A 20054-nucleotide genomic window follows, 5' to 3' on the forward strand; every position below is an offset into this window, starting at 1 on the left:
TTATTAACTGAGTTTTGCTAAAAGCAGCATTATGGCCCAACCCGAACTCGACAGCGGTTATTACCTGCAGCACTTTAACGAGTTACTGCAGTTTGTCAGCGAGCATTATCAGCCGGTATTAACCAGTGACAGCCGCCTGTTTATCAACGATTTTAGCGCGCTAAATGAAAGCGCCCGGCAATTGCTGGTGCGGATGCTCAACCGCAAAGGCCTGGTATTCAGTGACGCTGAGCTTAGCTACCTTGAAATTGGCCCGGCTGCGCCAGTGCTGGCCGAGCTAACCGCCAGGGGTTTTACGGCGCCACTGACCAGCAGCGACTTAGCCGATTTCTGGCTACGGCTAACTAAAGACACCCTGTGGCAATTACTGCAACTGGCTAAAAATGAGTTTGCGCCGGCATATTGGGCCGCCCTTACCGCTAGCATGGCGATAAAAAAAAGCCAGACCAAGCCGTTATTGCTTGGCGCCGCGTTAAAGCTGCCGGTCGATTGGCTGACGCTTATCGATAAACTGCCACAGCGCTATGTCGCGCTGCAGCGCCAGGATGCCCTGAATTATTTATATTTTCTGTATTTTGGCCGGATTGAGGCCAACTTATCACTGTTTACCTTACGCGATTTAGGGATCCGGCAAAGCGGCCAGTTTAAACAGCAGTTTCAGCCACGCTTTACCGAGGCCCCACAGGCGCTGTTGGCCTACCAGCTGGCCAAAGCCAAACCGGCAATTATCGAGCTTAGCAAGCAGCTGAAAAAACAGCCGGAAAGTGCAGCGCAGGCGTTAAGCCAGTGGCTTAACGAGGTTAGTAGCTGGCCTGCTGCTGCGGATAACAGCAGCGAAGATCAAGCGCTGCAACTAAAGCGCAGCGAGCACTGTTATCTGCTGGGGAAACTGGCCGAGCAATATAAGCTTAATGATCTAGCCATTAGCTTCTACCAGCTTAGTAATGGCTTTCCGGCCAGTGAGCGGTTAGCGCGTCTTTACTATTTACAGGAGCAGTCACAAGATCAGTTACAGGAGCAAGCGGGGCTCCAGAATGATCCCGGCCGTTGCCAGAGCTACTTGCAGCAACTGCTGGCCGATCCCAGCTGTGATGAAGAGTGGCTGTTTGCCGAAGATTTCTACCGGCGCAAGTTTTACCCCAGCGGCGGCGTACAGCGCTCGCAACTTACCTGCTTATTGCACGACGCGCCGATTGTCGGGGTAGACGAGCTGTATCTGGGCCAGGCCGAGCAGGGCTTAATCGGCCATTACCAGGCCCAGGGTTATACGGTTTTTCACGGCGAAAATAACCTGTGGCTGGCACTATTTGGCCTCTGGTTCTGGCATGAGTTATTTGAGCATCAGCTAAGCGCCCTGCATAACCCGTTTGAACGCCGGCCCCGCAACCTGGCCAGCGGCGGCTTTTATCAGCAATTTGCTGAAGTGATTGAGCAGAAACTGCAACAGCTCACTGCCCCCAATGCTGCCAGTCAGCTACTGGCAGCTATTACTACCCACTATGGTAAAGCTAATAACTTGTTTTACTGGCATACCGAGTTAGCTGAGCAGTTAATGCCGCTATTAAGCTTTGCACCGCAAAACGAAGACGGCAGCAGTGCACTCGCGCCAATCCTGCGTGCTATGGTGCAGGATTTTAAGCGCCACTCTAGCGGTTACCCCGATTTATTGCTGATTAAAGACCAGCAGCTTCAGTTTATTGAAGTAAAAGCACCCGGCGATAAAATTCAGCGCCACCAGTTGGCCAGGCTACTGGCGCTTAACAACGCTGGCTTTAACGCCCGGATTGAAAAACTGCAGTGGATGGTCGACCCCAATCGCTTATATGTAGTGCTGGATGTCGAAACCACCGGTGGTAAGGCAGGCAGTGACAGGGTTATCGAAATTGGTGCGGTAAAAGTACAGGCCGGCGAGGTGCTAGATACCTTTAGCACCTTAATTAACCCGCAGCGCTATATTCCGTCGTTTATCACCCGCCTAACTGGCATTAACAGCGCAATGGTTGCCAACGCGCCAACTTTTGCTGATATTGCCGCTAAGTTAAGTGAATTCCTGCAAGCTGCAGTATTTGTCGCTCATAATAGCAAGTTCGATTACGGCTTTATCCGCGCCGAGTTCACCCGGCTGGATATACCGTTCGCCATGCCGCAGCTATGCACCGTAGTTAATATGCGCCGCTACTACCCAGGGCTGGAGTCCTATAGTTTAGGCAAGCTCTGCCAGCACTTCGACATTAAACTCAGCAACCACCACCGCGCCCTGGATGATGCCACCGCCACAGTTGAGTTGCTGAAGATGATTAATGCCCGACGACAACTGAGCTAGTGCCAAAGCGTGTGCAAGAATCAGGGCAAACAATGCTAATATCGACGGCAAATGGGTTGTGCGACATGGTATTGTCGAACTAACTGACCGCAGCACAATTAGCAACAGAGCAAAAGGAGAGCGTGTGGACCCGGATTTCTGGCAGGAAAAGTGGCAAAAAAGAGAAATAGCCTTTCATCAGGCAGCGGCTAACCCATTACTGGTAAGCTGTTTCGATCAGCTGGCGATAGCGCCTGAAGCCCGGGTTTTTCTGCCACTCTGTGGTAAAAGTGTGGACAGTCACTGGCTATTAGCGCGCGGTTATCGGGTAGTTGGCGCGGAATTAAGTGAAGTTGCGGTAACAGAGCTGTTTGCTGAGCTGGGGCTGACACCGACCGTTAGTACTGTGGGTAAATTACAGCATTACAGTGCTGATAAGCTTGAGGTATTTGTCGGTGATATTTTTGATTTGTCGCAAGTTAGCTTGGGCCCGGTTGCCGCCATATATGACCGGGCAGCGTTGGTAGCACTGCCAGACTCTATGCGCAAACGCTACGCAGAGCACCTGGTAACTATCAGCCAGGGCGCGCCGCAACTGGTTATTTGCTTTGAATATGATCAGGCGATGCTGGCCGGGCCGCCTTTTTCGGTTGATAGCGCAGAAATCGATACACTGTACAGCGCTGTTTATCATCTTAACTGTCTGGCAGAACTTGAGGTACCGGGCGGCTTAAAGAAAAAGTGTCAGGCCACTGAACGCGCCTGGCTTTTAAGCAAGCAATAACCTTTTCTGCAACTTTCTTTCATTTGGACGTCCAGATGTATAGATTGACATGTTGTCAGGGCTATGCTTTGATAAAAGGCTATTTATTCCGGAGGATTGGCGATGAAACGAGAAACCATAGCACTACATCATGGCTACCAGCCCGATAATCAGCATTCGGTGGCAGTACCTATTCACCAAACCAGTTCGTTTAGCTTTGACAGTGCCCAGCACGCGGCAGACTTGTTTGATTTAAAAGTGACCGGCAATATTTATTCCCGCATTATGAACCCTACTTGCGAGGTACTGGAGCAGCGCATAGCGGCTCTGGAAGGCGGTATTGGTGCACTGGCAGTGGCATCCGGCATGGCGGCTATTACCTATGCCATTCAAACTATTGCAGAAACCGGCGATAATATTATTTCAATTAATGAGCTTTATGGTGGCACTTACAACTTATTCGCTCATACATTTCCTCGCCAGGGCATTGAGGTGCGCTTTGCCAATAAAGACGACTACCATGCTATAGAACAGCTGATTGATGCGCGCACCAGAGCCGTATACTGCGAAAGCATTGGTAACCCCTCTGGCAGTCTTGTTGATATTGAAAAACTGGCGGAACTGGCACACCGCCATGGTTTGCCTTTAATTGTTGATAACACTGTTGCTACGCCATTTTTGTGGCGGCCTATTGAACATGGGGCCGACATAGTGGTGCATTCGGCGACCAAATACATTGGCGGCCATGGTACTACTATAGGTGGCCTGATTGTCGACTCCGGTAAGTTTCCCTGGGCACAGCATGCCAAACGTTTTCCGTTATTAAACGAGCCGGATATTTCTTACCATGGTGTTAGTTACACCCGCGATGTTGGCGATGCTGCCTTTATTGCCCGCGCCCGGGTAGTGCCGCTGCGCAATATGGGAGCGGCGTTAAGTGCGCAGGCTGCCTGGAACTTATTGCAGGGTCTGGAAACACTGGCTTTGCGTATTGAGCGCGTTAATCAAAACACTCTGGCGGTGGCCAGCTGGCTTGAGCAGCAACCCCAAATTGGCTGGGTGAAATATGCTGCTTTGCCGCAGCATAAAGACCATGCTTTAGCCCAAAAATACATGCAGGGGCAGGCATCGGGTATTCTTAGTTTTGGCATTAATGGCGGTCGGGAAGCAGCAGCCCGCTTTTACGATGCATTGCAGCTTATCCTGCGGCTGGTCAATATTGGTGATGCTAAAAGTTGTGCTGCTATTCCTGCTGCAACAACCCATCGCCAGCTAAACGATACAGAATTGGCTGCGGCAGGGGTATCGGCCGATATGGTGCGTTTATCCATTGGCATTGAGCATATTGATGACTTACTGGCTGATTTACAGCAAGCGTTAATTGCTGTATCTGCCTGATAACGCCAGTTGAAGTGGTAACTTGTTTTGCCACTGCCCTTGAGTTGTTAATGCCAGGCCCATGTAACCGCGACGCCCTTAATTTAACGCCCTACCTGCGCCAGCGAGTAGAGTAGGTTGAACGGCAAAAGCAACAACTCGGGGCTGGCTATCTCAACCCTATTCTGAATTAAAACCTGCAGCTAATTTACCCATTACTATTCCCTTTAGAAAATAACCCCTCGTTAGAGTTGCGGGTTGCGCAACTTGCTATTACTATAGACGGATATCCGACAAACAGTCGCATAAGGAGGTGACTATTGCTGGTGACGTTAAAGCCGGGCACGGAGGCCAGCACCCAAGCGGCGTTGGCTGAGCTGTCAGCAATAGCCAGAGACGAAGTGTCAGATGTTATTCAGGTGCTGGAAATGGCCGAATCACTGCAGGAAGCCAAGCAAGCTTTAGTGGACGACATGCTGATTGATGGCAGCTGTTTCAGTGTATCTATTCGGGAGAATTTTCAGTTTGTTGTCGCTGGTGTGCTCGGACAAAGTGCTGACGATGAAGTACTGATGATAGAGGTAAAGCTGTACCTGTAGTTTTTAGCAAATTCAGCGTACAAAATTGAGTAAAGAAGTAAGCCAAGAGGTTATTAACCTGGGAAGATATACAATGAAAAACACAACTGAATTAATGACCACCGAAGAGCTGCGTTCAGCTGGCCTTATTGGTGCGCCTAAAGCTGCCGGTGCCCATGTTAAACGATTTTTGCAGCGCAAAGGTCTTACAGCAGCCGATGCTGCGCGGGATTTAAATGTGGCTAAGTCTACTGTTACCCGGTTAATTAACGGCGAAAGTGAACTGAGTATTGAGCTGGCTACCAAAATGAAGCGGGTTTACAACGCACCGGTTGAGCTGTTCTTTCGTATAGATGCCCAATATAAAGCCTATTTAGTAGCGCAAAATCTAAGCAAGTCTGTAGCCTGAGTTTAGCAGTGTACTGAGTAAATAGGTTGCAACCGCAGCTTAAGCTTAGCCACAAACTTTGCCAAACTGCGCCGGTTTTACATGCTTTTGAAGTAAGGACGACCTCACCGCGCTATTTACATAGAGAGCTCTATCGGGGACGGCCCCAACATCAGATAGGTAGGTCTATATACGGGTTACTGTTACTTATCGCTGGCGGCTGCCTGCTCTGCGGCAAGTCCAGGCCGACCCACAGGTAATGGCCAAGTATGATCAATGCTATTCCCAGCAGCATAATTAGTTTAAGCCAGAGTAATCTGGGTGGTTTCATTGTGCTGTTGTCAGCAGCCTGCGGTTCAGGGGGGGATGTCATCAGTATTTACCGGTAAATGCTGCCTGTCAGCAGATTAATAGTAAAACTGTAGAGCATTCATTAAACACACTTTTGATCTGCAACAAACATCTGGATAGTTTACGTGCAGGGAAACAACGAGAGCCTAAATAAGCAGGTTGTAAGTTACTAAAACATCATTAAATTATAATTTATAAACAATAACTTAACCTGGCATGGTTGTTTCAGGAAATTTTCAGTGCTTTTTTGAATATCCTGATACTCTTTGCTAAGGTAAATCAATCTGAAGGCTGGCGTGAAGCCGTAATGAAAATACCTGTAGCGTTGCTGATCATTGGTCTGTTGTGTTTTGATGCCATGGCTGCAAGCTATCAGTTGGCAGCCGATGAATTGCATGTGCGGCGCTTGACGGTGCGTGATGGTCTGCCATCTGCGTATATAAATAAGGTACTACAACGTCAGGATGGTTTTATCTGGCTTGGCAGTAAAGGCGGTTTAAGCCGCTTTGATGGCGCAAACTTCAGTAATTTTCAGATTAGCACCGATAGCGGCATGATTAGCAACGATGTAATTAGCTTGCTGGAAGATCAGCAGCAACGGCTGTGGGTTGGTACCGCCCGCGGCCTGTTCTTATTTAATGACGACACAAAGCAATTCCGGCATATACCGCTCAGCGAGCGACCTCCTACTATCTTAAGTTTATTTCAGGACCCGTTGCAGCAGCTTTGGGTGGGCACTGATCAGGGGGCGTTTAAGTTGTCAGCAGATGGCCAGGATATCGTGCAATATGCGCCTGAGCTGGAAGTGAAAGTGATGTTTGGCCATCAGGGCCATTTGTGGCTGGGCAGCAAGCAGGGCCTGTTTAAGGTTGATGAGACGGCTGCTGCTGTTAGCGAAATGTCACTGCGGGGTAATCCTGAGATTGATATTCGTGATCAGCGGATATTTGATGCAATAGTAATTGAAAATAAGTTTTATCTGGCTACTGACCGCGACGGCTTACTGTTGTTTGACCCTGACACTCGTCAGGTTGTCCGGCAGTGGTTGCAGGCTGACCAACTGAGTAGCAACAGTCTGTGGTCGTTAGTTAAACAAGCTGACCAGCTATGGCTGGGCTATTTTTATGATGGCATCAGCAGCTTATCGCTTGAAGATGGCAAGATTGCCCATTATCGATACCATCCGCAGATCCAGTATAGTCTGCCGCACGATAACATCAGCCAGTTATATGTTGATCAGCAGCAACAGCTTTGGATAGCGACCACCAATGGCCTGGCAGTTACCAATCTGGCTGATCAGGCTATCCGCCATCTTGGCGAATACCAGCAAATTACTAATAAGCATATCTGGTCGCTGGCTCTGGATGAGGATCAACTGTGGTTTGGCAGTGAGGATGGGCTTAATCGCTATGATTTGCAGCAACATCAGCTAACAGTGTACCCCAGTGGTGATGCTACCGGGCAATTGCCGCGCACGGTAATTTGGGGCATGCAGCCGCTGGCAGATGAGTTGCTGCTGGCTACTAATCTTGGTTTGCTGGCTTTTGCGCCCACGACGGGTAAGGTGCGCAGCTGGCCAGTGCCACCCTGGCAGCAGCCTGGCAGAGTAACTGAAGTGTACAGTCTGCGGCTGCATCAGCAGCTACTGTTGTTAGGGTATTATCGCGGCCATTTTGCGGTTTACGATGTAGTTGGCGAACAGTATATATCGCACACTCAGATTACAGCTGCCGGCTATATTACTGACATGTTGCCACAACCCCAAGGCTATTTGCTGGCAACGGATAACGGTTTGTTTCAGCTTATCGACCAACAGCTAACGCCGCTTGCAGAGTTAATACCCGCACTGGCAACCCAAACATTGCACATTACCAGCTTATTGCAGGTGGGTAAGCAGGTGTGGGCCAGTACTCAGGACCATGGTTTGTTAATTCTGGAATTGCAGCAGGGGCAGTGGCAGTTGAATCGGCAACTGCGGCAGGAGGATGGTCTGGCAGAAAATCAATTACGGGCCTTAGCCCTGGCATCCGACGGCCAGGTTTGGTTAACCGGAATGAAAACGCTGAGCCAGATAAACCCTGCCACCCTGACTGTCAGACGTTTATCCCGTTACTTACACTGGTTGGATATGGAGTTTCATGCTAATGCCAGTCTGAGACAAGCGGGCAGTATTCAGGCTTTTGGCGGTAATCAGGGGTTAGTGTTTTTTAAAGATGACGCGCTGCCCGAGCATACCGATTTTCCCGCATTGCATTTAACCGAAGTGCAGCTGATGACTGAGCAGGTTAATGTTAACAAAGCACGGCTGACGGTGCCGCCAGATGCCAGCTATTACGCGTTTCAGTTTGCTGCGCTGGATTATTTCAGTCCCGAGCGTATCAAGTATCAATATCAGCTGCAGCCAATACTAAACAACTGGCAGCCCATGCTGAATAATCAGCTCAGCCTGAGCGGTTTACCTTATGGTGATTACCAGCTAAAAGTGCGGTCGAGTAATGCCGAGGGTATGTGGAATGAGCAAAGTACAGATATCACGCTACTGCTGACCGCGCCATGGTATCTGAGTACCACAGCCAAATGGCTGTATGCATTTGGCAGTTTGCTGCTATTGTTGCTGGTGCTGGCCTGGTTACTGGCACGCTTCAGCAATCTGAAGAAGGTTGCAAACCATGATGCCTTAACCGGCTTGCCCAATCGACGCTATTTCAAACACGAATTACAGCAGCGGTTGCAGCAATGTCGCAACGGCCAACAGCAACTGGCGCTACTGTTCTTCGATCTGAACCATTTTAAGCAACTAAACGATAATTGCGGCCATGAGGCGGGTGACCAGTTGCTGATTCAGGTAGCGGCAAGATTAACTCAGGCCATTCGCAATACAGACTTTGCCGCACGCCTGGCTGGTGATGAGTTTGTGGTTATTTTATCGCATATCCAACATCAGCAAGAGCTGGAAAACACGGTTCAGCGCATTAGCAGCAGCCTGTGTCAACAATACCAATTGGGACAACTGACTGATCTTAGCCTTAGTTGCAGTATTGGTATCACTGTGTTTAATAGTCAGAATCAGGTTAATGCCGATTTGCTGTTGCAGCAGGCAGACCAGGCTATGTATCGCAGTAAACAGCAACAGCTTGCCTGGTGCTACCATCAGGCCTGAGCTGAATTATTGCCACTATGCCCTGGTGGTCAGGGCAGTAGCGGCTTTCCAGGTAACTTTGGTTTAAGCAACAATACTTTTATTTTAGCAAAGGGCGTTAATACCAGCGCATTTCCGGCCAGCACCAGCGCAAAACCGGCGAAGGTATAACCGGTCCAGACAAAATCTTCAAACAAGGTGCTTAGCACTACCGCCACCAACGGGAACAATACTATTACGTAGCTGGCTTTTTCCGGGCCCATTCGTTTCAGTAGCGCAAAGTAGCTGGCAAAGGCGATAACCGAGCCAAATACTGCTAAATATAGCAAAGACAGTATAAAAGATGGCGATGTGCTAAAGCTAAAAGGCTTACCGCTTAACCAGACCAGCAGCGCCAGAGCAATACTGCCATACAGCATACCCCAGGCGTTTACCTGCATAATCGGCAGGCCGGCCCGCGAGTTGCGCACACTGACCATATTGCCCAGGGAGGCACTTAGCGCACTGCCCAGTACCAGCAATAAACCCAGCAGGCTGGCGTTAGTCAGGTCAAGCCCGTCTAAGTCGGGGTAAAACAATACCACAATGCCGGCAATGCCCATCAAAGCACCAAAGTAGATACGCTTGGCAACCGGTTTGCCGAAAAACAGCCGGGTGTTAATAATGTTCATCAGCAGCATAGTGGTAAAGGCAATGGCGGCCATTGCCGAGGTCAGATGCTGTTGCGCCTGATAAATCAGCAGATAATTCAGAGCAAAATTAAGAATCGCCAGTAAGGCGATAAAACCGTGATCGGTCGGACTAAAGCGCATTGGTAAGCGGCGCCACCAGCAAAACAACCACATCAATACTGCCGACAAAGCAAAGCGATAAAACAGCGATGCCTCTATCGCAACGTCACCAAGCTGAAACTCGATAGCAATCCAGGTGGAGCCCCAGATCAGCACAGTAACAAGATAAAGCAGGGTGTTTTGCATAGCAGCATCGGTAACCTAATTTGGATGGCAGATGATACGGCGAACCCACTATTTCAGCCAGTGGCAAATGCTAACATTTGCTGTTTTTGCGACTAATGTCACAATCGCGGGACCGGCTGCGGCGGCTGCGCCTGTTACACTAAAATCGCCGTTTAAGCACCTTGCTGCTTTAGCAACGATCAGCCAGAATAGCGCCAGCTTGCAGTAGAGGTTGCTATGGTTAATCTGGCCCTGATGGGTGCGTTTATTCCGACATTTTTATTTGTCTCGGTTACCCCGGGCATGTGTATGACCCTGGCAATGACGTTAGGCATGAGCCAGGGTGTACGTCGCACCTTCTGGATGATGTGGGGCGAAATGCTGGGAGTGGCACTGGTTGCAATGCTGGCGGTGTTGGGTGTGGCGGCGATAATGCTGCAGTTTCCCAGCGTGTTTCAATGGTTTAAAATTTTAGGTGCCGGTTATCTGGCATTTATTGGCCTGCAAATGTGGCGCGCTAAAGGCAAGCTGGCCATCCCGGCGGCGGGCTTGTTGCCGCAGTTACTGCCAAGGCGTACCCTGTTTAGCCAGGGCTTTATTACCGCGGTATCTAACCCGAAAGGCTGGGCCTTTCATATGGCGCTGTTACCGCCTTTTATCGACAGCCAGCTGGCCTTCTGGCCGCAGTTAGTTATCTTAATCAGCATTATTTTACTTTTAGAGTTTTTGTCGATGCTGCTGTATGCCAGCGGCGGCAAAGCGCTGGCATTATTTTTAACCCGCTCTAACCGGGTGCAGTATTTAAACCGCATCGGCGCCAGCCTGATGTTTGGCGTAGCGCTATGGATGGTGCTGGGGTAAAACCACTACTTCACCAGCGCCTCGGGCTCTGAAAAGGCCCGATACACCCGCTCTGGCGTGGCTTCGAAAGGAGCAAGGGAATTTTTTATGGCAATATTTTGCATTTGATATAAGTGCAATTATACTTGCACTTATACGCTTGGGTGGAGGTGGTTATGGCACAAATTACTATTTATCTTGATGACGAGCTAATCCAGCAGGTAAAGCAATCTGCGGCACAAGCGAAGGTATCGCAAAGCCAGTGGATCGCTGACCTTATCCGCCAGAATTTTCATAATGACTGGCCATTAGCTGTGCGAGAAATGGCTGGCAGCTGGCAGGTATTTCCGCAGCAGGCGGAAATCCGTGTCGAACAGGGTAAAGACATCCCGCGAGAGCCGCTATGAAATATGCGCTTGATACCAACACCCTGATTTATTTTTTTAAAGGTATGGGTAGTGTGGAGCAAAAGCTGTTAGCAAAAATACCAGGTGATATTTTATTACCAGCGGTGGTGTTGTACGAGCTGGAAACAGGTATTGCTAAATCGCAGGCTCCGGCTAAAAGGCGTGATCAGCTCAATGAGCTATTGAAGGTTATTCAGGTTATTCCATTTGATGCCAAAGCCGTACGTATTGCCGCAGATGTCCGGGCCGATCTGGAGCAACAAGGCCTTATGATTGGCCCATTGGATAACCTTATAGCGGCCAGTGCTAAAGCAGCTGGGGCCATACTGGTAACCCGTAATGTCAGTGAGTTTTCCAGAATTGCTGGGTTGAACGTAGAAAATTGGTTTGAATAAGAGCTATATACCCACCGGCATTTCAATTGCGCATGCAATAAAGACAAGAATGGGGACTGATTACTTCGGATTATTCCCGCCTTATTTCGGTTTGCTCCTAACTTAGGTAATGCTTATTTCTGGCATTGTTACAACCAGCCAGAATAGCGCTATAACTGCAAAAAAAGGGCTTGACCCTGACGTGGCGTAATAGCGCAGGCTGGTGCTCGCGGGTTTAGCTTAACAATATAAGGCAGGTATCAGGGTGGCAACACACAACACTTTCTCGGTTAGTCAGGTAAGTCAGATGGCTGGTGTCAGTATCCGTACTTTACATCATTACGACAATATCGGTTTGCTGTCACCAATACGACGGCAAGATAACGGTTATCGTGAATACACGGAGCAGCATCTTGCCAGATTGCATCAGATTTTGGTGTACAAGCAACTGGAATTCAGTCTGGATAAAATAAGAGACGTGATGTGCAGTCAGCATTTTGATGCCTACAGCGCACTGGCAGAGCAGCGCGATGTACTGTTACGCAAACTCGACAAAACTCAGTTAATTATCAACCATATCGAGGTGGCTATGAGCATTGCGCAAGGTGAAAAAAATCTGGACATACTGTTTACTGGGTTACCAGCGGAAAAAACGGCACGCTGGAAAAGCCAGTTTGCCGAAATGGCGTCAGACCAAAGTGACTACAAAGATGTAATGCAGTCGTTGGGTAATTTAACGCAGCAGGAGTCTGAACAATTTCAGCAGGTGCTGGAGCATTGGCTGCAGGAGTACTTGCAGGTTCTGTCGCTACCGGTTCATGCGGAAGACGTACAGCAATTGGTGTTAGAGCATTTAAAACTGCAAAATCGGTTTTTGCGTCAAATGTGTAAAGGTGAAGAATTTTCGGGTATTGGTTATCAGGGCTATCTGACGTTGGCCGATGCTATAATTCAAGAACCGTTAGCTTATGAATTGTTTGCGCACTATGCACCGTCACTGCCGGAGCATCTGCATGAAGCAATGATGTATTTTGCCGAGCATAAGTTTAAAGGTAATATTGATAAGTACCGGCAAGTGGCTGTTGGCTCTTTATCTTCTGAGTAATACCTCAGGGCCGGTCGGCGTTCTAGCCTCGGTGAGTAGCATCGGGGCTTTTCGCTTTCTGGCGACGTAAATTTTATTGTTCAACGATACTGCGCCAGCTCTTCCTGAATTTGCATAAACTCCTGGCGGGTGTCGGGTTGCAGTTCGCTTAGTGATCTGGCGATATTTACCTGCATGGTTACCTGAGCCACTTCGCTGATCTCGGCCGCTACAACTTTGTTTTGCTGTTTGCTAAACCAGCTAAGCACTTTGGCCAAATGCCAGATACTGGTGCTGCCGCTGTGCAGCGGAGCGGGAAAGCTTTGGCTATGGTTGAGCATAAGCTTTCGCATATTTTGCCGGCTAAAGCCGAGTAAGTCGGCAATATATGTTAAGCCAACCAAATCCGGAGTAGCTTCAATAAGGGCGGCGCGTGGAATGGCAGCTTTAACATCTTTAATGGCTGAGGTTATTGCAGCGAAAGCACTGTTGGCTTCACGGCTAAATTGCAGTGCAATGCGGCCTGGTTGGCCAATACCAATAAGGGCATCGTCGCAGCCAGATTGCGCCAGTGCCGCAACATAATTTTCGGCATTATGGTCACCATCAGGCAGGTTGAACTTTAAGGTAAACTCATATAATTTCATCGGCTTACTCCTTAAAGTTATGGTTTCGTTGAGCGGTGCAGTTATCAACCACCCGCTTAACTTGCCGGGCATGGTTGGCTGGGCTTTTTGGTGTACTCCAGATACTGGCAATACAAAATTCACCGCAGCGGCAGCTATTATCGTTATAGGGGCAATACATTCTCCCCCAGGCATGGCTGCCGCCTACTTCAATAACCCAGCCGTGCTGCTCGGCATATTGCAAAGCATCTTCAATGTCTTTTTAGGATGCTTTTTCCTTGGCATGCAATGAAATCCTTGTCGATCCTAGTTGTAAATATTAAGGTTGTCAAATGACAACTTTAATGGGTCGAAAGTGAATTAGGCGCTACATAGCCGCTGTAGCTTAGAGGTATCAATTTTCTGCCTGGCATGCCATAGATCATAAGCATCCTGCATGCCCATCCAGACTCGCTCGGAACTGCCGATTACTGCTGAGAGACGAATAGCCATTTCCGGTGAAATATCAGACTTACCGCTGATCAGCCTTTGCACAGTCGAAGGGGCCACATTCAGTGCTAATGCCAGTTTGCGGGCACTGACCCCCAGAGCCTCCATGGTTTCTTTAATCAGTTCGCCTGGATGAGGCGGGTTATACATGGTAACCATTAGTGGTAATCCTCATAATTTACGATGTACACATCGCCATCAGTAAGCTCAAAAGTAATCCGCCAGTTGCCAGTGACGGCTATCGACCATTGGCCTTTGCGATCCCCGGTTAACGGATGCAGAGAAAAACCAGGCAGATCTATATCGTTAATTTCTTTGGCCAAATCTAGTACGCTAAGGCGGGTACTGATTTTCTTTGCTTGTTTTGGGTCGATGCCGACCGTAGATCCGGTTTCAAAGTACTTTTTTAACCCTTTGTGCTTAAAGCTTTTAATCATAGAGTCTATAGTATTATTTGGTGTTGCGTTATACGCAGCATAGCAGTGTGGTGCGTGTAACGCAACAGTGCAGCAGCGTTCAGTAAAGATAGTTCTGGCATTGGCGTTTATCAGCTATGCCAATCGCAGCACCGTATCAATCCCCAACTGTTCAATAAAATACTGATCATGGCTGACGACCACAAAACCTGCCGGGTATTGCGATAGCGCTGTTGCCAGCAGTTGTTTGGCGTCCAGATCCAGGTGGTTGTCAGGTTCGTCCATATGGTAACGGCTAGAGTCGTGTTACCAGCCTTTACCCGGTGCTTTAGTGTTCCCCAGGCCACCACTTAATACCAGTTGCAACGCCTCGGCAGGTTTCATCTCAATGTTTCTGGTACAGCTTCGGGGAATGATAATGGTATAACCGCCAACGTTATAAGCCATGGGAATAAATACTGCCAATTGCTCTTCCTGCATCAATGACGACATGCGGTCATGCGGTTGGCCGCCGTGCTTAGTGACAATGCCAATTAATTCAATTTCAGACGAAGGTAACTTAACCATAACTACCGAGCCATCGGTAAAGTTTTTACCAGACATCAGGTCGATAATGTCCTGCAGCATGCCATATACCTGTTTGGTACCCGGAAGCTTCATTAACACCTTGCCTGGCAATTGCCAAAACCAGTTAAAGTTCGGCCATTTTGAACTGTAACCTACTGCAATACATACCAGAATAAAGGCCAGAATTGCCATGCCGGGTAAATACCATCTCTCTGGCAGCACCAACTGCAATACGGGTGTTAGCACAGTTTCAACCGTATGCAGCAGCCAGCGCAGCAACTCAAGGGTGATAACCAGTGGCAGAATAATAGCCAGGCCTTTTAATAAGCTTTTAACAATAATCTTCATGGGGGATCTTTATATATGGGGCAAACAAACGGAAGAGCTCAAGCATAACAGTTATGCAAGGTAATGCACTAGCTACTTGCGAAAGCTGGCTTTGTATTTTTAACGTGCGCAGCATGGCAATGACCACGCTTTCTGTCTACCTTTAACTGTGGCTAGTTAACGGGAAAGCAAAGCGATGGCAAACTCTATTCAGCCAGGTGTTTATCGACAGAACTCAACCATTATTGGTAAGCCGGTAACGGCGGCTACCACAGCCACAGTAGCGTTTGTCGGTAATGCTGCGTGGGGGCCGGTAGCCGAGCCTGTGTTAATTAGCAGCTTTGCTGAATACCAACAGCAGTTTCAGCACCCGGAGCAACAACCTGGCCAGTCTGATACTGATGCCCCGGATGAGATGACCCGGGCCGTAATGGCTTATTATGGCAATGGTGGTAGAAGTGCTTATATCTGCCGGGTAACAGATGATGACTATCCGTCGTTTTTTCAGAATGTACTAAGCAGCTGCCATGATGTCAGCCTGTTGGTGCTGCCTGGTCATTATTGGGGGGCCATGGCCAGCAACGCTGCTTTTAGCAGCGCTCTGGCATTTTGTCAGCAGGTGCGTCGTTGTATGTTATTGCTGGATATTGCACCTGACCAGCAGCTTAACAACGCGGCCAGTGTTACCGCATTAAATTTGCCAGTCTCAAGTTATGCCGCGCTGTATTATCCCTGGTTAATAATGGCAAATCCGCTATACCACGCCACCACTAACCCGCTGGTAGCCAAAACGCTGACAATAGCACCTTCGGCGGTCGCGGCGGCGGTGTATGCCCGAACCGACACTAGCCACGGTGTCTGGAAAGCGCCAGCTGGAGTATCTGCAAAAGTTTTGGGGGTAACGGGTTTACAGTTTACGGTTGAGAACACCAGCCAGCAGCAGTTAAATCCACTGGGGGTAAACTGTATCCGCAGCTTGCCCAGAGTGGGCACTGTGTTATGGGGTGCTCGTACCCTGGCAGCCCAGACTGATCCTGAGTGGCGCTACATCTCAGTGCGCCGCACTGCCATATTTCTGGAGCAAAGTATATGCCAAAGCCTGCAGTGGACGGCTTCTGAGCCCAATGCCCAGCCGCTCTGGCAAGCGGTGCGTCGTAATGTCAGTAACTTTTTAAGTACGCTGTATCGCGCTGGCGCTATGCAGGGGGCCTCGCCAAAAGAGGCGTTTTTTGTGCGCTGTGACTGGGGTGATACTATGACGCAGCACGATATTGACCAACAGCAGCTGGTAATTCTGCTGGGCTTTGCTCCGGTTAAACCGGCAGAGTTTGTGTTGATACGTATCGTTTATAAACTCAGCCCGCCCTGACACCCTGGCAGCACTTCTTTACATTACCAACTGGCAGCGTCGCCATTCGCCGGAGCGGCGCTCAACTCTGCGTGCCGCTTATGCTAAACTGGCACAAATTTTCTGCGTAGTTAACCCATTTTTCAGGAGTATTTGTGGCTGCTTTAAGTACTTTATATCCGCAACCATTATGGCAATGGTTTGAACAAATTTGTGCCATTCCTCACCCATCAAAACACGAACAGGCGTTAAGTCAGCATATTCAGCAGTGGGCCCGCAGGCAGGGTTTAAATGTAGTTGAGGACAAGGTAGGCAATCTTATTATCAAGAAACCGGCCACGCCGGGTATGGAAAACCGTAAACCTGTGGTTATTCAGGCGCATTTAGATATGGTGCCGCAGAAAAATGCCGACAAAGTACACGACTTCAGCAAAGATCCTATCGAGGCCTATGTTGATGGTGACTGGGTAACAGCCAATGGCACTACCCTGGGTGCCGATAATGGCATTGGCATGGCCTCAGCGCTGGCGATTTTAGGCAGCCCGGATGTTAAACATGGTCCGTTAGAGGTGCTGTTAACCATTGACGAAGAAGCCGGTATGACCGGCGCCTTTGGCCTGGAACCTGGCGTGTTGGAAGCTGAAATACTCATTAATACCGATTCTGAGCAGGAAGGTGAAATTTATATGGGGTGTGCCGGCGGGGTAGATGCTGAATTCAGCGTACCTGTCAGCTGGCAGGATGCACCGGCAGGCAGCGAAGCCGTTACCCTCAGTTTAAGCGGCTTAAAAGGCGGCCATTCCGGGGTCAATATTCATTTAGGCCGGGGTAATGCCAACAAATTGCTGGCCCGCTTTTTAGTGGCTGAAGCGCGTGAGCTGGAACTGCAGCTAAGCGACTTATCTGGTGGTTCGCTCCGCAATGCCATTCCACGGGAAGCTTCTGTAAGCTTGTGTTTGCCGGCGGCGAAGCTGGATTTGCTGCAGCAGAAAATCACTATTTTTGAGCAGCTAGTACAGCAGGAACTGGCCGCAGTAGAGCCCGCAATTAAATTCAGCCTGCGCCAAACCAGCCTGCCACAGCGGGTGATGACTCTCGCCAGCCAGCTAGCACTGTTAAACCTGTTACACGCCTGTCCTAATGGCGTAATGCGCATGAGCGATGATATTCCCGGAGTTACCGAAACGTCGCTCAATATGGGGGTAATTCACACTGCAGCTGATCAGGTGCAGGTGCTGTGTTTAATTCGTTCGCTGATTGATTCAGGCCGGGAGCAGGTTGAAACCATGTTGGCTTCGCTGGCAGAACTGGCCGGGGCTGAAGTGAGTTTCAGTGGGGCTTATCCGGGCTGGAAGCCTGAGCCTGAATCGGCAGTGATGAAAATCGTAAACGATACCTACCAGGATATTTACCACAAACAACCGGTAATTATGGTGATCCACGCTGGTTTGGAATGCGGCTTATTTAAAAAGCCTTACCCGGATATGGACATGGTTTCGATTGGCCCGACTATTCGTTACCCACATGGCCCGGACGAAATGGTCAATATTGAAACGGTTGGTCAGTACTGGCAATTGCTGTTGGCCGTGCTGGAACGGATCCCCGTGAAAGCCTGAGGAATAATGCAGCAGGAACGTTCTGGCCATTTACCTGACGGTAAATGGCCAGACTCAGCAAAGGTTAAGTTTATTACGAACATACTGAGCTCATTCTGTTTAACCAGGGAGTGATTAATGTCAGCACCAGCCGACAACACGCACAATACAGATATAACAGATGATCCTTTAGCTACTCACCACACCCCCGCCAATATATCTGATCGCATAGCTTTTCGTCTGACCAGGATGCTGCGCTTTTGCGCTGATACTTTTTTTGCCAAACGTTATGGCCACCGGGCCGTCATCCTGGAGACTGTCGCAGGTGTGCCGGGCATGGTAGCAGGAATGCTGCGCCATATGCGCAGTTTGCGGCGCATGGAACAAGACAATGGCTGGATCCGTACCTTGCTGGATGAAGCAGAAAATGAGCGGATGCACCTGATGACTTTTATTGAAATTGCCAAACCAAACTGGTTTGAGCGGTTTCTGATCCTGCTGGCCCAGGGGCTGTTTTTTACCGGTTTCCTGTTGCTGTATATTATTTCGGCAAAAACCGCTCACCGCCTGGTAGGCTATTTTGAAGAAGAAGCAGTGTACAGCTATAGCTGTTACCTGCAGGAAGTAGACAATGGCGCTATCGATAATATACCCGCGCCAAAGGTTGCGATTGATTACTGGAACTTAGCAGCTGATGCCCGTTTACGTGAGGTTATTATTGCGGTACGGGCTGATGAAGCAAATCATCGCGACGTGAATCACGATTTTGCTAACCAGCTGGCGACTGAGCAGAGCTAGGGCAGAGGTTTTAGCGACAATTTGCTTAACTTATTGCGCAGCTGGTTCATAAAGGCGATATCCGGGTCGTTCTTTTCGGTAAAATAATTGGCATCGGTTTCCCTCCACCAACTGGTATCTCTGAATCTGTGGCACTCGCTGTGGCCCAGCACATACTCTATCGGATACTTTTTTGCTAAATAAGTAATCAGTCTGGTATTGGCGTCTAACTGTGCTTCAGTCATTGGTAAGGTGTCGCCATCAGCAATATTTTCAATACCGATAGCGGTGTAATTCAGGCCGATGGTATGGCGTGCCATGGTCGTTTCGGGCATCAGCTGATAAATGGTGCCATCTCTGTCTATTACAAACTGGCTGGAGACATTTAAATCGCCGCCAGCTCTGATGCCAGCGCGGGCTGCCGGCAATTGTGGCGGGTTAAAGGCGGCAAAGGTTTGCGCAAAAGTCGGGATCACTGTCCAGTGCACCACCACCATCCGCGGTTCTATGGTGGGTTCATCCTGCAGCATACCGTAGCGCTGCTGCATATATTGCAGGGTCAGTGCTTTACGCGTCTCATCAAAAATAATCGGCTTTTGAATAATCACCACATCGTCGGGCGTCGGCTCGGTGGCATACAAAGGCGAGCTTAGTCCCAGCAGACATAACAGTAGTTTTTTCATAAGAACTCCTTATTGCCAGCGCTGTAAATATTACCGTTTTTTGTAAAACGTACTGGTGATTATGACCTGATCTTGATGCTGCTGGTTAACCAGAACAGCCTAATGATGCCTGATTATGGCGCCGCAGACCAGGGGGGTATCAATTATGCATAGATGAGGATGAGCTTGCAGAAGAGAGCAGGTTTAAGCAAAGCGTTTCCCTGAGCGGCCGTTATATAAGGAGTAAAAATGAACACATGGGCTACTACACCTTTTGAACCGTGGGCTGGTTTGGCTGGCGGCATATTAATAGGCACGGCAGTGGTGCTGTTACAGCTAACTATTGGCCGTATTGCCGGCATTTCCGGGATAACCGCCGGGGCATTCACTAAACGTCGCTTCGGCCAGCATTGGCGACTCGCCTTTTTAGCCGGCTTGCTGCTGGCCTCGCCACTTTACCTGCTGTTCGCAGGTCCGTTTCCGGTGCAAACGCAGGTTAGTTCTTTATGGATGAGGGTTGCAGGTTTAATGGTGGGGTTTGGTACCCGTCTGGGTAGCGGCTGTACTTCTGGCCATGGCGTAGCAGGAATAGCACGTTTCTCACCCCGGTCACTGGTCGCCACTTTGGTATTTTTCGGTGCGGCAGTAATAACGACCAATACGATCCGCTATTTCTAATAACAGGCAA

Annotated in this window: 22 protein-coding genes; 15 read left to right on the plus strand and 7 right to left on the minus strand. The window is 49.2% G+C overall.

The window, feature by feature from the left end:
* The first annotated feature begins 31 nt into the window (after window positions 1–31).
* The 6 genes from H141_RS0104765 to H141_RS0104795 all read left to right on the plus strand — a co-directional run bounded on the left by H141_RS0104765 (window position 32) and on the right by H141_RS0104795 (window position 8919).
* A complete protein-coding gene (locus H141_RS0104765) occupies window positions 32–2323 on the plus strand; it encodes an exonuclease domain-containing protein (RefSeq protein WP_019675103.1) in 2292 nt (763 codons plus the stop codon).
* A 124-nt stretch (window positions 2324–2447) separates the two neighbouring features.
* On the plus strand, window positions 2448–3086 hold the full coding sequence (tmpT, locus tag H141_RS0104770) for a thiopurine S-methyltransferase (RefSeq protein WP_019675104.1): 639 nt from the start codon (window positions 2448–2450) through the stop codon (window positions 3084–3086).
* Between the two features lie 102 nt (window positions 3087–3188).
* Window positions 3189–4463 carry an O-acetylhomoserine aminocarboxypropyltransferase/cysteine synthase family protein gene (locus tag H141_RS0104775; RefSeq protein WP_019675105.1) on the plus strand — a complete coding sequence of 425 codons (1275 nt, stop codon included), beginning with the start codon at window positions 3189–3191 and terminating at the stop codon, window positions 4461–4463.
* Between the two features lie 299 nt (window positions 4464–4762).
* Window positions 4763–5041, plus strand: a complete 279-nt coding sequence (locus H141_RS0104780; RefSeq protein ID WP_019675106.1) for a hypothetical protein — start codon at window positions 4763–4765, stop codon at window positions 5039–5041.
* 73 nt (window positions 5042–5114) lie between these two features.
* Window positions 5115–5429 carry a helix-turn-helix transcriptional regulator gene (locus H141_RS0104785; RefSeq protein WP_019675107.1) on the plus strand — a complete coding sequence of 105 codons (315 nt, stop codon included), beginning with the start codon at window positions 5115–5117 and terminating at the stop codon, window positions 5427–5429.
* A 637-nt stretch (window positions 5430–6066) separates the two neighbouring features.
* On the plus strand, window positions 6067–8919 hold the full coding sequence (locus tag H141_RS0104795; RefSeq protein ID WP_157610748.1) for a ligand-binding sensor domain-containing diguanylate cyclase: 2853 nt from the start codon (window positions 6067–6069) through the stop codon (window positions 8917–8919).
* A gap of 29 nt (window positions 8920–8948) precedes the next feature.
* On the opposite strand, the gene H141_RS0104800 is transcribed toward H141_RS0104795, so the two are convergent.
* Window positions 8949–9875: a DMT family transporter gene (locus tag H141_RS0104800; RefSeq protein WP_019675110.1), complete on the minus strand. Its 927-nt coding sequence runs from the start codon at window positions 9873–9875 to the stop codon at window positions 8949–8951.
* Window positions 9876–10091: 216 nt separating this feature from the next.
* On the opposite strand from H141_RS0104800, the gene H141_RS0104810 reads away from it, so the two are divergent.
* From H141_RS0104810 to H141_RS0104825, 4 genes are all read left to right on the plus strand, one after another.
* Window positions 10092–10715: a LysE family translocator gene (locus H141_RS0104810; RefSeq protein WP_019675112.1), complete on the plus strand. Its 624-nt coding sequence runs from the start codon at window positions 10092–10094 to the stop codon at window positions 10713–10715.
* A gap of 155 nt (window positions 10716–10870) precedes the next feature.
* Entirely contained in the window at window positions 10871–11101 is a 231-nt protein-coding gene (locus H141_RS0104815; protein WP_019675113.1) for a ribbon-helix-helix domain-containing protein, read from the plus strand.
* The gene (locus H141_RS0104820) at window positions 11098–11496 is read left to right on the plus strand and encodes a type II toxin-antitoxin system VapC family toxin (protein ID WP_019675114.1); all 399 of its coding nucleotides are present in this window, start codon (window positions 11098–11100) and stop codon (window positions 11494–11496) included. Before H141_RS0104815 ends, H141_RS0104820 begins: the two co-directional genes overlap by 4 nt.
* A 244-nt stretch (window positions 11497–11740) precedes the next feature.
* Complete coding sequence (locus H141_RS0104825) at window positions 11741–12580, plus strand: MerR family transcriptional regulator (RefSeq protein WP_157610750.1); 840 nt, start codon at window positions 11741–11743, stop codon at window positions 12578–12580.
* Window positions 12581–12660: 80 nt separating this feature from the next.
* On the opposite strand, the gene H141_RS0104830 is transcribed toward H141_RS0104825, so the two are convergent.
* A complete protein-coding gene (locus H141_RS0104830) occupies window positions 12661–13206 on the minus strand; it encodes a helix-turn-helix transcriptional regulator (protein WP_019675116.1) in 546 nt (181 codons plus the stop codon).
* Between the two features lie 28 nt (window positions 13207–13234).
* On the opposite strand from H141_RS0104830, the gene H141_RS21720 reads away from it, so the two are divergent.
* A complete protein-coding gene (locus tag H141_RS21720; protein ID WP_157610752.1) occupies window positions 13235–13477 on the plus strand; it encodes a hypothetical protein in 243 nt (80 codons plus the stop codon).
* A 68-nt stretch (window positions 13478–13545) separates the two neighbouring features.
* On the opposite strand, the gene H141_RS0104840 is transcribed toward H141_RS21720, so the two are convergent.
* The 4 genes from H141_RS0104840 to H141_RS0104855 all read right to left on the minus strand — a co-directional run bounded on the left by H141_RS0104840 (window position 13546) and on the right by H141_RS0104855 (window position 15005).
* Window positions 13546–13833 carry a HigA family addiction module antitoxin gene (locus H141_RS0104840; RefSeq protein ID WP_019675118.1) on the minus strand — a complete coding sequence of 96 codons (288 nt, stop codon included), beginning with the start codon at window positions 13831–13833 and terminating at the stop codon, window positions 13546–13548.
* A complete protein-coding gene (locus H141_RS0104845; protein WP_019675119.1) occupies window positions 13833–14111 on the minus strand; it encodes a type II toxin-antitoxin system RelE/ParE family toxin in 279 nt (92 codons plus the stop codon). The genes H141_RS0104840 and H141_RS0104845 overlap by 1 nt, the downstream gene beginning before the upstream one ends.
* 114 nt (window positions 14112–14225) lie before the next feature.
* A complete protein-coding gene (locus tag H141_RS21390) occupies window positions 14226–14375 on the minus strand; it encodes a P-loop NTPase family protein (protein WP_019675120.1) in 150 nt (49 codons plus the stop codon).
* A 21-nt stretch (window positions 14376–14396) separates the two neighbouring features.
* Window positions 14397–15005: a DUF502 domain-containing protein gene (locus tag H141_RS0104855; RefSeq protein WP_019675121.1), complete on the minus strand. Its 609-nt coding sequence runs from the start codon at window positions 15003–15005 to the stop codon at window positions 14397–14399.
* 175 nt (window positions 15006–15180) lie between these two features.
* Between H141_RS0104855 and H141_RS19860 the strand changes: the two genes are divergently transcribed.
* The 3 genes from H141_RS19860 (at window position 15181) to H141_RS0104870 (ending at window position 18725) form a co-directional block, all read left to right on the plus strand.
* Complete coding sequence (locus H141_RS19860) at window positions 15181–16353, plus strand: phage tail sheath family protein (protein ID WP_019675122.1); 1173 nt, start codon at window positions 15181–15183, stop codon at window positions 16351–16353.
* A gap of 134 nt (window positions 16354–16487) precedes the next feature.
* Entirely contained in the window at window positions 16488–17948 is a 1461-nt protein-coding gene (locus tag H141_RS0104865) for an aminoacyl-histidine dipeptidase (protein ID WP_019675123.1), read from the plus strand.
* A 117-nt stretch (window positions 17949–18065) separates the two neighbouring features.
* Window positions 18066–18725 carry an alternative oxidase gene (locus H141_RS0104870; protein ID WP_019675124.1) on the plus strand — a complete coding sequence of 220 codons (660 nt, stop codon included), beginning with the start codon at window positions 18066–18068 and terminating at the stop codon, window positions 18723–18725.
* On the opposite strand, the gene H141_RS0104875 is transcribed toward H141_RS0104870, so the two are convergent.
* Window positions 18722–19387 (minus strand): peptidoglycan recognition protein family protein, encoded by a 666-nt coding sequence (locus H141_RS0104875; RefSeq protein WP_019675125.1) that lies wholly within the window; start codon window positions 19385–19387, stop codon window positions 18722–18724. The two genes, H141_RS0104870 and H141_RS0104875, sit on opposite strands and share 4 nt — an antisense overlap.
* Before the next feature lie 228 nt (window positions 19388–19615).
* Here H141_RS0104875 and H141_RS0104880 point away from each other — a divergent pair, with 228 nt between their 5' ends.
* Window positions 19616–20044 (plus strand): YeeE/YedE family protein, encoded by a 429-nt coding sequence (locus tag H141_RS0104880; protein ID WP_019675126.1) that lies wholly within the window; start codon window positions 19616–19618, stop codon window positions 20042–20044.
* Window positions 20045–20054: the final 10 nt, after the last annotated feature.

Origin of the sequence: Arsukibacterium perlucidum DSM 18276 (assembly GCF_000382165.1) — a bacterium.
Classification (GTDB): domain Bacteria; phylum Pseudomonadota; class Gammaproteobacteria; order Enterobacterales; family Alteromonadaceae; genus Alishewanella; species Alishewanella perlucidum.

Excerpts from the sequence above, each read along its gene's own strand:
- H141_RS0104820 (WP_019675114.1), top strand. The coding sequence starts at position 11,098 with ATGAAATATGCGCTTGATACCAACACCCTGATTTATTTTTTTAAAGGT.
- H141_RS0104845 (WP_019675119.1), bottom strand. The coding sequence starts at position 14,111 with ATGATTAAAAGCTTTAAGCACAAAGGGTTAAAAAAGTACTTTGAAACC.
- H141_RS21390 (WP_019675120.1), bottom strand. The coding sequence starts at position 14,375 with ATGGACGAACCTGACAACCACCTGGATCTGGACGCCAAACAACTGCTG.
- H141_RS0104815 (WP_019675113.1), top strand. The coding sequence starts at position 10,871 with ATGGCACAAATTACTATTTATCTTGATGACGAGCTAATCCAGCAGGTA.
- H141_RS19860 (WP_019675122.1), top strand. The coding sequence starts at position 15,181 with ATGGCAAACTCTATTCAGCCAGGTGTTTATCGACAGAACTCAACCATT.
- H141_RS0104880 (WP_019675126.1), top strand. The coding sequence starts at position 19,616 with ATGAACACATGGGCTACTACACCTTTTGAACCGTGGGCTGGTTTGGCT.
- H141_RS0104840 (WP_019675118.1), bottom strand. The coding sequence starts at position 13,833 with ATGGTTACCATGTATAACCCGCCTCATCCAGGCGAACTGATTAAAGAA.
- H141_RS0104875 (WP_019675125.1), bottom strand. The coding sequence starts at position 19,387 with ATGAAAAAACTACTGTTATGTCTGCTGGGACTAAGCTCGCCTTTGTAT.
- H141_RS0104795 (WP_157610748.1), top strand. The coding sequence starts at position 6,067 with ATGAAAATACCTGTAGCGTTGCTGATCATTGGTCTGTTGTGTTTTGAT.
- H141_RS0104810 (WP_019675112.1), top strand. The coding sequence starts at position 10,092 with ATGGTTAATCTGGCCCTGATGGGTGCGTTTATTCCGACATTTTTATTT.
- H141_RS0104855 (WP_019675121.1), bottom strand. The coding sequence starts at position 15,005 with ATGAAGATTATTGTTAAAAGCTTATTAAAAGGCCTGGCTATTATTCTG.
- H141_RS0104830 (WP_019675116.1), bottom strand. The coding sequence starts at position 13,206 with ATGAAATTATATGAGTTTACCTTAAAGTTCAACCTGCCTGATGGTGAC.
- H141_RS0104785 (WP_019675107.1), top strand. The coding sequence starts at position 5,115 with ATGAAAAACACAACTGAATTAATGACCACCGAAGAGCTGCGTTCAGCT.
- H141_RS0104775 (WP_019675105.1), top strand. The coding sequence starts at position 3,189 with ATGAAACGAGAAACCATAGCACTACATCATGGCTACCAGCCCGATAAT.
- H141_RS0104870 (WP_019675124.1), top strand. The coding sequence starts at position 18,066 with ATGTCAGCACCAGCCGACAACACGCACAATACAGATATAACAGATGAT.
- H141_RS0104800 (WP_019675110.1), bottom strand. The coding sequence starts at position 9,875 with ATGCAAAACACCCTGCTTTATCTTGTTACTGTGCTGATCTGGGGCTCC.
- H141_RS0104765 (WP_019675103.1), top strand. The coding sequence starts at position 32 with ATGGCCCAACCCGAACTCGACAGCGGTTATTACCTGCAGCACTTTAAC.